This window comes from Kitasatospora sp. SC0581 (genome assembly GCF_048159585.1).
In the GTDB taxonomy this organism is placed as follows: Bacteria; Actinomycetota; Actinomycetes; order Streptomycetales; family Streptomycetaceae; genus Kitasatospora.
Genome location: NZ_JBLRWA010000033.1, coordinates 77,373 through 86,970 on the forward strand (window position 1 = coordinate 77,373; position 9,598 = coordinate 86,970).

The window sequence follows — 9,598 nt, forward strand, 5'->3', positions numbered from 1 at the left end:
GCGGACCGTCAGGCAGTCAGGCGGTGATCAGCGAGGCCAGCAGCTCCGAGGCGTCGATCCCGCGCGGCAGGTCGCTCACCTGCCCGTCCCCGACCTCGACCACCCGCCAGCCGGAGCCGTCCGCCCGGCTGGCGAGGTCGGTGGTCACGAAGCGGCAGCCGAGCCGGCGGACCAGCGCCGGGACGTCGGTGAGGTCGGGCTCGACGGCCCGGCGCGGGGCGTCCGGGTGCGGCCCGACCAGGACGGGCCGGCCGTCCAGCCACCACACCCGGGCCTCCACGGCCCGCCCGCCGCTCCCCGGCGCGCCGCCGTCCGCCCGCTCCGGCCCGGCCGCACCAGCCGTACAGGCCGCACCGCCCGTACGGCTCGCACCGTTCACGCCGACCGGTCCCGCCGCCGGGACGTCCGCGCCCTCGAACTCCTCGTACCGCCGCAGCACCACGCCGCCCGCCAGGAACTCGCCCTGCAGTTCGACGAACCGTCCGACCACCCGGCCGACGGCCGCCAGGTCGGCCAACTCGGGTACGTAGCAGGCCTCGTACCACTCGTGCTTGCGGGACTTCACGTAGTCCTTGACGATCGCCGGCCCGCGCCCGCCGAGCCGGGCCGCGGCCTCCGCCAGCTCCGCCGGCCCGGGCGCCACCGGTCCCTCGGACGGGATCCACGCGCTGGCCGGGGTCGCGCCCTCGAACACGCCGTACCAGCCGGGCAGTTCATGGGCGGCCGCGTACCCGGGCGCGCTGGTCAGCAGGGTGCCGCCGCGGGCGGTGAGCGCGGCGGCGAAGTCGGCGTACCGGGCGGAGGGCAGCATCCAACCCCGGTACCAGAGCGGGCCGCTGTCCCGCGGCACCCGCAGCACGGCCTCCTCGGCCCGCCCGGCGAGCAGCCCGTCGTGGTCGACCAGGTGCAGCTCGCCGCCCAACTCCCGCAGGGTCCTGGCCTCCCAGGCGAAGTGCGGGTCGGGCCGGCGCGGGTTGAGCGGATCGGCGGGGAAGATGATCGCGGGTGCGGGCATGGCCGTCAGGGTACGGCGGACCGGTGGGCCCGGCGCCCGCCACGACGGACCGGCCGGCTCGTGCACCCGACCGGAGTGCCGAAACCGCTCGACGGCCCCGGACGGTCGCTGGGAGAGTGACCCGATGCGAAATCTGCTGCGCCCCCGCAAACGCAGGCCGAGGCAGGCCGCCCGCACGGTGGTCCTGGACGGGAACGGCTCGGTCTTCCTGCTCCGTTCGGACAACGACGAGGTCGGCGTGCACTGGACCATGCCGGGAGGCGGCCTGGAACCGGGCGAGACCCCGTGGGACGGCGCCCGGCGCGAGCTGTGGGAGGAGACGGGCTGGAGCGACCTCGAACCCGGCCCGCTGCTCTGCACCTGGGAGCACGACTTCACCTGGCACGGCACCCCGGTCCGCCAGCACGAGCACATCTACCTCACCGGCGGCCCGCACCGCGGTCCGGTCGGCGACGTCAGCGCGGTGCACGCCGTCGACCGGATCCTGGACTGGCGCTGGTGGACCCCGGCCGACCTCGCCGACGAGAACGCCGACGCGCTCTGGCCGCCCGCGCTGCCGGAACTGCTGGACGCGGTCCGTACGGGCTGGGCCGTGGACGGGCGGCCGCCGGTGCCCGTCGACCTCGGGTACATCCCGAACGCCCCGGCCACCCGCTAGGCCCGCCGAGTCCGCCAGACCTGCTCGGCCCACCAGATCCACCAGGCCGGCCAAGCCCCGCCAGGCCCGCTCGGCCAGTCGCCGAACGGGCCCGGCGGAGCGGTCAGGTGCGCCCGCCGCGCCGGGGCCGCCCGGCCGGACCGGGTTCCCAGCCGTGCAGCTCCAGCTCCCGGTCGTGCAGTGCGGCGGGGTTCATCAGCACCGTCAGCTGGGCGCCGGCCAGCTGCTCGAGGTCGAGCCCGGTGGCGGACAGCAGCTGCTCGGTCGGCACCGAGACGGCGATGGCGGGCCGCCAGGAGGGCAGTACCACCAGGCAGGTGCCGCGGCCGACCCGGATCGGCTGGGCCGCCACGCGGACCGGTGCGCGCTCCTCCGGTCGGCCGAGGGCCTCGGCGGGCCCGGGGCTGCCGCCGATCAGGATGCCGAGCGGCGGTTCGGCCCACGAGACCGCTGCGGCGGACCCGACGGCACCGGTGTCGACAGCACCGGTGTCGACAGCAGAGGGGGCGACAGCGCCGGCCCCGAACGACGGCGTCCGCGCCGCCACTTCCGCCGCATCGGCGGGTTCGCCCACCCGTCCGGTGGCCCCCGGCAGGGCCGGCCCGGTCGGGCCGGACGCGGCCGTCTCCCGTGCGGTCGCCTCCTGCCCTGTCCGGGAGGCCTGCGGGTGCATCCGGCGCAGGCGCCGGGAGGGTGACGGCCGCCGGGATCCCAGGATCCGCGGCTCCTCGTGCGCCGGGCGCTGCGCCGGGACGGACGGGCCGCCCTCCGTCGTTGCGGTGACGGGCCCGAACCGGACGAACCCGTCCTCGGCCTCCGCGTCGAGGCCGAGCAGGGCCCGCACCTCCGCGACCGGTCGGCGGCACGCGGCCGCCAGCTCGGCGACGGAGCGGCCCTGGAAGTGCGCGGCCCGCAGCCGCTCGGCGAACGCCGCCCGCAGCCGTGCCGTGGTCGGATCATCGTCATGCGGGTCGCCGTCCGCCAGTCCGCCACCGGCCTCCGGAGCGGCCGCGGGCAGGACGGGCGGCGCCTCCGCGTCGTACCGGCTGCGCGGCTGCGGCACCGAGTCGGGGCGGGCCGTCGCCTCCGGGCTGCCGGGCGCGGCCGCACCGGGCTCGGTGGCGGTCGCGATCGAGCACATCGGCACGGCCGAGCCGGGCGAGCCGGGCGAGCCGGGCGAGCCGGTCGGGGCGGGCGGGGGCGAGGATCCGGCGCTGTCCCGGGGCGGGCCGGGCAGGGACGGGTCGGTTGCGGAGGGGTGGAGCGAGGTCATCTGCGGGCCCTTCGGGAAACGGTCCCGACGATCCTCCCGCACCACGCGATCAGCTCCAAGCGTCCAACCCGGTGGTGTGCGCGATACCACCGCGACACCGCCGCGATACCACCACGGAATCACCCAGGGACCGTCGCGGGCCCACCCGGGGCCCACCCGGGGATCGCCCAAGACGGCGCCGGGCGGGCACTGTTGCCGTACGACCGGAACACCGCCCCGTTCCGCCCGCCGACGCCGACCAGGCCCGGCCGGCCGGGTTCACTCCGGGCTCACCCGACGGACTCACCCGGCGGATTCACCTGCCTGGCTCAACTGCCTGGTTCAACTGCCGGGCGCGACAAAGCCCTTGAGGTCGTTGAGCACCACGTTCGCCGCCATGACGCCGAGCCCGAGGAACCAGGTCTCGTCCGAAACCGGCCGGGCCTGACCGGACTTGACCGCACCGAGCGTCTTCCAGAGCGCGCCGCCGAGCACCGCGTCCTGGTTGGTCGAGCTGGGGCTGCCGTACACGCCGTAGAAGATCCAGTCGGCGTCGGCCTTGTCGATCTGCTCCGGGCTGACCTCCACCGCGAGTTCCTTGACCTGCTCGATCGCGGGCTGCGGCAGCGGCACGTCGGTGAGGATGGTGCCGATGAAGGAGAGCTCCGCGTAGAGCCGGGTGCGGCCCGGCATGAAGCGCAGTGGCGTGATGGTGGGCCGCTTGTCGCCGAGCTTCGCGCCGATCGCCGCGGCGGCCGCCTGGTACGCGTCGAGCTGGGTCTTGGCCTCGGCCTCCAGGCCGAACGTGCTCGCGTTGAGCAGGAAGTTCTGCTTCCAGGGGTAGCCGGGGCGCAGCGAGAAGACGGTCGGCGCGATCTTGGAGAGCTGCGCGTACTGGTCCTGGGCGCGCAGCTGGCTGCCGAGGATCAGGTCCGGCTTGAGCGCGGCGATGGCCTCCAGGTTGAGGCTGTTGATGGTGCCGACGGCGGCGGGGCTGCCGGCCTTGTCCTTGAGGTAGGACGGCAGGGACTTGGAGCCGTCGGTGTACACGATGCCGACCGGCTGGATGCCGAGGGCGACGACGTTGTCGAGCTCGCCGGTGTCCAGCACCACGACCCGGGTGGGCCTGGCCGGGAGCACCGTCTCGCCCATCGCGTGCCTGAGGGTGCGCGGGTAGACGCCGGCGGCGGCGTCGGTGCCGAAGCCCTTCATCCTCTCGATCACGGCGGCGTAGTCGTCCCCGCCCTGCTTGACCGACTTCTGGTTCGGGGAGGAGCCGCCGCCGGCCGGGGTCGAACCGCTACTGCCGCCCGATCCACCGGATCCGCCGGAGCTGCCGCAGGCGGTGAGGAGTCCGCCGAGGCCGAGCACCGCCCCGCCGGCGATCCCGGCGGTGAGGAACCGGCGACGGCCGGAGGTGCGGGGGGAGAGGACCGGGTCGTCGGAGGTGGGGGGCACGCGACGCTCCTTTCACGATCGAAATTAGGTTAGGCAAACCTATCCGACTCGGGGAGCGGTGGGGGGAGCGGCCCGTCCGGGCCGGGGGGCAAACCTGGTCGAACCTTGGCAAAAGGGAGAAATTTTCTTGGCCCAACTCCTTTGAAACAAAGGTACATGGGTTAACAAGCCGTAAATACATCCACCCGAACAGCCGTCGCGAGAACGAATCGAAGCAAGTGGTTTAGATCACCAAGGGTTGGTCTACTCAACCTTCCACGCCCGCCTCTAGGGTGCGCTGGTGTTTGATCAGCAGCTCTCAGAGCACACGAGCAGCGGCCGGGCAATGGCGCCCGGCGCTCCGCAGGGTGCCCCGGTCAGTGGCATCAGTGGTGGGGTCCCCGTCGATCAGGGGACCGCTGGGGGAGCGGGGGACAAGGGTCTACGGGGCGGTTCCGTCGGCCTGCTGAGCAGTGTGGTGCTGGGCGTCTCGACGGTCGCCCCGGTCTACTGCCTGACCGCCACACTCGGCCCGACCGTCACCGCGGTCGGGGTGCAGATGCCGGCGGTGTTCCTGGCCGGCTTCCTGCCGATGCTGCTCGTCGCGTTCGCGTACAAGGAGCTGAACAAGGACTTCCCGGACTGCGGCACGTCCTTCACCTGGGGTGTCCGGGCCTTCGGTCCCCGGGTCGGCTGGATGGCCGGGTGGGGCCTGACGGTGGCGACCATCATCGTGCTCTCCAACCTGGCCGGGGTCGCGACCGACTTCCTGTACCTGATGCTCGGGGAGATGACCGGCAGCGGCTGGGTCACCGAACTCGACCAGAACAAGGCCGTCCACCTGCTCACCGTGGTCCTGCTGATCGCCGGCGCCACCGCGATGAGCTACCGGGGGATGACCGCGACCAAGTGGTTCCAGTACAGCCTGGTCGGCCTCCAGCTGGCCGTGCTGCTGCTCTTCTCCGTCATCGCCATCGGGAAGGCCGCCTCGGGCGACCTGCCCGACTCGATCGGCTTCTCCTTCTCCTGGCTCAACCCGCTCGAGGTCAGCTCGTTCAGCGCGTTCACCGCCGGGCTGTCGCTGTCGATCTTCATGTACTGGGGCTGGGACACCTGCCTGACCATGAACGAGGAGACCCAGGGCAGCGCCAAGACCCCCGGTCGCGCCGCGATGATCTCCATGGTCACCCTGGTCGGCTCGTACCTGCTGGTCGCGATCGCCTCCCAGATGTTCGCGGGCGTCGGCAGCACCGGCAACGGCCTCGGCAACCCGGCCACCGCCGACAACGTCTTCTCCGCGCTGGCCCGTCCGGTGCTCGGCTCGCCGTGGAGCATCCTGCTCTTCCTGGCCGTCGTCGCCAGCGCCGCCGCCAGCCTGCAGACCACCTTCATCCCGGTGGCCCGCACCCTGCTCGCGATGAGCGCCTACCGCGCCGTGCCGCCGCGCTTCGGCGCCGTCCACCCGCGCTTCCGCACCCCCGGCTACGCCACCGTCGCGGCGGGCATCGCCACCGCGGTCTTCTACGTCGGGATGAGCCTGATCAGCGAGAACGTCGTCCAGGACACCATCCTGGCGCTCGGTCTGATGATCTGCTTCTACTACGCACTGACCGCTTTCGCCTGCGTCTGGTACTTCCGCGGTTCGCTGCGCACCGGTGTCCGCGCGCTGCTGCTCAAGGGCGTCGCCCCGTTCGTCGGCGGCGTGCTGCTCACCGCGGTCTTCCTCCAGACCCTCACCGACGCCTGGGCCCCCGACTACGGCAGCGGTTCGGTCTTCGGCATCGGCTCGGTCTTCGTGATCGGCGTCGGCATCCTGCTGCTCGGCGCGGGCCTGATGACCTGGTACGGCTTCATCCGGCCGGAGTTCTTCCGCGGCGAGACGCTGCACAAGGACACCCCGGCACTGGTCGTGGAGGACTGACTGCCGCTACCGTGGGGCGCATGAAGCGCTTCATCGGCCTGTGCTGGTGGCCGTCCTAGGACGGCCACACCACTCGCCTGAGCAGGGCCGTCCGGGATGGACGGCCCTGCTGCGTTTTCCGTAGGACGGGCCCCTCGCCCCGGACGGCCACCACCACCGCCGTACCGAGGAGAGACACCTTGACCACCGCCACCGCCACCGTCCCTACCGCCACCGTCCCCACCACTGCCGGTCCCGCCGCTGCTGCGGCCACCGCCGTCGCCGCCGCGTCCGTCCTGTCCGACGACCCGGCAGCCCACCGCGTCCTCACCGGGGACCGCCCCACCGGACCGCTCCACCTCGGCCACTACTTCGGCACCCTGCGCAACCGGGTCCGGCTCCAGGACCAGGGCGTCGAGATGTTCGTCGTGGTCGCCGACTACCAGGTCATCACCGACCGCGACCTCGCCGACCGGCTCGCCGAGCACACCGAGAACCTCGTCCTCGACTACCTCGCCGCCGGCCTCGACCCCGAGCGGGCGACGATCTTCCCGCACAGCGCCGTCCCCGCCCTCAACCAGCTGCTGCTCCCCTTCCTCAGCCTGGTCAGCGTCGCCGAGCTGGGCCGCAACCCCACCGTCAAGGACGAGATCACCCACTCCCGGCAGTCCGCCGTCAGCGGGCTGATGTTCACCTACCCCGTCCACCAGGCCGCCGACATCCTCTTCTGCAAGGCCGACCTGGTCCCAGTCGGCCAGGACCAGCTGCCCCACCTCGAAGTCGCCCGCACCGTCGCCCGCCGCTTCAACGAGCGCTACCCGCACGCCGACGGCAGCGCCGTCTTCCCCCGCCCGCAGGCCCTGCTCTCCGAAGCCCCGATGCTGCTCGGCACCGACGGCGGAAAGATGAGCAAGAGCCGGGGCAACGCCGTCGCCCTCGGCGCCACCGAGGACGAGACCGCCCGGATCATCCGTGGCGCCAGGACCGACGCCGACCGCCGGATCGGCTACGACCCGGTCGACCGGCCCGAGGTCTCCAGCCTCGTCCTGCTCGCCGCCCTCTGCCAGGACCGGGCCCCCGAGGCCGTCGCCGAGGAGATCGGCGACGGCGGCGCCGCCGCGCTCAAGCGCACCGTCACGGAGTCCGTCAACGAGTTCCTCCGCCCGCTGCGCGCCCGCCGCGCCGAACTCGCCGCCGACCGGGGCCACCTGCGGCAGGTCCTGCGCGACGGCGCCGAGCGGGCCAACGCCGTCGCCGACGCCACCCTCGCCGAGGTGCGGGAGGTGATGGGGGCGGCGATCTGAAGAGCCCTCACGCCGGCCGGCGGACATCGGCCGGTCGGCACGGGGCATATCGTCACCGGGCGGTCGCGGCCACGGCGCGACCGCCCGAACCCCGCTTCCGCGTCCGAAAGGTGGTCCGGCCCATGGACCAGCACCCGACCACACCCGGCCAGGGGCTGACCCGCCCGCCGCACCTGCGTCCCGGCGACCACGTCGCCGTCGTCGCCCCCAGCGGTCCCGTCGACGCCGAACGTCTCACCACCGGGTGCGCGATCCTCCGCTCCTGGGGGCTCCGCGTGACCGTCGCCCCGCACGTCCTCGACACCCACCCCACCCTCGGCTACCTGGCCGGCACCGACGCCGACCGCGCCGCCGACCTCCAGACCGCCTGGCTCGACCCCGCCGTCGACGCCGTCATCTGCGCCCGCGGCGGGTACGGCGTGCACCGCATCGTCGACCTGCTCGACTGGACCGCGATGCGCGCCGCCGCCCCCAAGCCCTTCATCGGCTTCAGCGACGTCAGCTCCCTGCACGAGGCCTTCGCCCGGCGGCTCGGCCTCGCCACCCTGTACGGACCGCTGGCCGCCGGCGCCTCCTTCGTCTCCGACGGCCCGACCGCCGAGCACCTGCGCCGCACCCTCTTCGACCCCGCCGCCGTCACCGTCCTCACCTCGCCCACCGCCGCCCCGCTCGTCCCCGGCCGCGCCCGCGGCGTCACGGCCGGCGGCTGCCTCCACGTCCTCACCGCCGAGCGCGGCACGCCCGCCGCCCGTCCCTCGTACGAGGGCGCTGTCCTGCTGCTCGAAGACGTGAACGAGCACCCCTACCAGCTCGACCGGCTGCTGACCCAGCTCCTGCGCTCCGGAGCCCTCGACGGCGTGGCCGGCCTGGCCCTCGGCTCCTGGGAGGGCTGCGGACGGCCCCAGCGGGTCCGGGACGTGATGCTCGACCGGCTCGGCGGGCTCGGCGTCCCCGTGCTCTGGGAACTGGGCTTCGGCCACTGCCCCTCCACCCTCACCGTCCCGCTCGGCGTGCCCGCCCTGCTCGACGCCGACGCAGGCACCCTCACCCTGGACCTGCCCGCCCTCGCCGACAGCTGAGCAAAGCCGACCGCTGAGCAAAGAGGTGCACTGAGCAAAGAGGTGCACTGAACAGGAGGCGCGCGCTGAGTAGGGTGCGGCCATGAACGAGGACCGCCTCACCGCCCTTGCCCTCGGCTTCCTCCGAGGCCCGGGCAGCAACGCCCGTACGATCCTCGGACTTGCCGGCCCGCCCGGCGCCGGCAAGTCCACCCTGGCCCGCCACCTGGTCGCCGAGGTCGAGCGGGCCGAAGGCCCCGGCACCGCCGCCTACGTCCCGCTCGACGGCTTCCACCTCTCCGGCGCCCAGCTCGACCGCCTCGGCCTGGCCCACCGCAAGGGCGCCCCGGCGACCTTCGACGCCCACGGCTACGTCGCCCTGCTGCGCCGGATCGCCGGCGACCGGTTCCAGGACATCTACGTCCCGGACTTCGACCGCACCCTGGACGAGCCGGTCGCCGCCCGCCACGTGGTCCGCCCGCGGACCCGGCTCGTCATCACCGAGGGCAACTACCTCGCCTCCGCCGAAACCCCCTGGCCCGACGCCCGCCGCCTGCTGCACGAGCTCTGGTACGTCCACGCCGAGGACGAGGTCCGCGAGGAGCGCCTGCTCCGGCGGCACCGCGACGGCGGCCGTGACGAGGCCACCGCCCGCCACTGGGTCACCGGCAACGACCACCCCAACGGCGAGTATGTGAAGCCCGGCCGGGCGCTCTGCACCCGCACCGTCTCCGGGACGGGTTTGCCTCCGACGCCGGACAGGGGTAGTGTTTCCTAGTCGCTCGGCAGGGAGCACCGGACACGCGTCTGCGCGGACGGTCCCGGAGCGGCCAATCCTCTGAAACACCACTTCCGGTTCGTGCCGGTCGTTTGCGCTTTTCGGCGCTGTGACCTGGCGCTTATTCGGCGTGCTCGTTTTATCGGGTTGCGGTCGGATTCGCTTTTCGGAGCGGGGATCGGCTAGAGTTTGAAAC

The 9,598-nt window shown here is 73.4% G+C and carries 8 protein-coding genes; 5 read left to right on the top strand and 3 right to left on the bottom strand.

The genetic code is table 11. The annotated features are described in order from the left end of the window. Positions 1–16 precede the first annotated feature (16 nt). Positions 17–1,015 carry an ATP-grasp domain-containing protein gene (locus ACLWS4_RS32335; protein WP_416875998.1) on the bottom strand — a complete coding sequence of 333 codons (999 nt, stop codon included), beginning with the start codon at positions 1,013–1,015 and terminating at the stop codon, positions 17–19. Between the two features lie 124 nt (positions 1,016–1,139). Between ACLWS4_RS32335 and ACLWS4_RS32340 the strand changes: the two genes are divergently transcribed. Further along, positions 1,140–1,673, top strand: coding sequence for an NUDIX hydrolase (locus ACLWS4_RS32340; RefSeq protein ID WP_049660777.1), 534 nt, complete (start codon positions 1,140–1,142; stop codon positions 1,671–1,673). Positions 1,674–1,776: 103 nt separating this feature from the next. On the opposite strand, the gene ACLWS4_RS32345 is transcribed toward ACLWS4_RS32340, so the two are convergent. Continuing rightward, positions 1,777–2,946, bottom strand: coding sequence for a hypothetical protein (locus tag ACLWS4_RS32345; RefSeq protein ID WP_416875999.1), 1,170 nt, complete (start codon positions 2,944–2,946; stop codon positions 1,777–1,779). Positions 2,947–3,267: 321 nt separating this feature from the next. Continuing rightward, entirely contained in the window at positions 3,268–4,383 is a 1,116-nt protein-coding gene (locus ACLWS4_RS32350; RefSeq protein WP_416876000.1) for an ABC transporter substrate-binding protein, read from the bottom strand. A gap of 325 nt (positions 4,384–4,708) precedes the next feature. Between ACLWS4_RS32350 and ACLWS4_RS32355 the strand changes: the two genes are divergently transcribed. The 4 genes from ACLWS4_RS32355 to ACLWS4_RS32370 all read left to right on the top strand — a co-directional run bounded on the left by ACLWS4_RS32355 (position 4,709) and on the right by ACLWS4_RS32370 (position 9,402). Next, positions 4,709–6,283: an APC family permease gene (locus ACLWS4_RS32355; protein WP_416876003.1), complete on the top strand. Its 1,575-nt coding sequence runs from the start codon at positions 4,709–4,711 to the stop codon at positions 6,281–6,283. A gap of 275 nt (positions 6,284–6,558) precedes the next feature. Next, positions 6,559–7,566 (top strand): tryptophan--tRNA ligase, encoded by a 1,008-nt coding sequence (trpS, locus tag ACLWS4_RS32360; RefSeq protein ID WP_234348619.1) that lies wholly within the window; start codon positions 6,559–6,561, stop codon positions 7,564–7,566. 122 nt (positions 7,567–7,688) lie between these two features. Further along, on the top strand, positions 7,689–8,645 hold the full coding sequence (locus ACLWS4_RS32365; RefSeq protein ID WP_416876001.1) for a S66 peptidase family protein: 957 nt from the start codon (positions 7,689–7,691) through the stop codon (positions 8,643–8,645). Between the two features lie 82 nt (positions 8,646–8,727). After that, complete coding sequence (locus tag ACLWS4_RS32370) at positions 8,728–9,402, top strand: nucleoside/nucleotide kinase family protein (protein WP_416876002.1); 675 nt, start codon at positions 8,728–8,730, stop codon at positions 9,400–9,402. Positions 9,403–9,598: the final 196 nt, after the last annotated feature.

Coding starts and splice junctions, on each gene's coding strand:
- ACLWS4_RS32335 (WP_416875998.1), bottom strand. CDS start 1,015: ATGCCCGCACCCGCGATCATCTTCCCCGCCGATCCGCTCAACCCGCGC.
- ACLWS4_RS32340 (WP_049660777.1), top strand. CDS start 1,140: ATGCGAAATCTGCTGCGCCCCCGCAAACGCAGGCCGAGGCAGGCCGCC.
- ACLWS4_RS32345 (WP_416875999.1), bottom strand. CDS start 2,946: ATGACCTCGCTCCACCCCTCCGCAACCGACCCGTCCCTGCCCGGCCCG.
- ACLWS4_RS32355 (WP_416876003.1), top strand. CDS start 4,709: ATGGCGCCCGGCGCTCCGCAGGGTGCCCCGGTCAGTGGCATCAGTGGT.
- ACLWS4_RS32365 (WP_416876001.1), top strand. CDS start 7,689: ATGGACCAGCACCCGACCACACCCGGCCAGGGGCTGACCCGCCCGCCG.
- ACLWS4_RS32370 (WP_416876002.1), top strand. CDS start 8,728: ATGAACGAGGACCGCCTCACCGCCCTTGCCCTCGGCTTCCTCCGAGGC.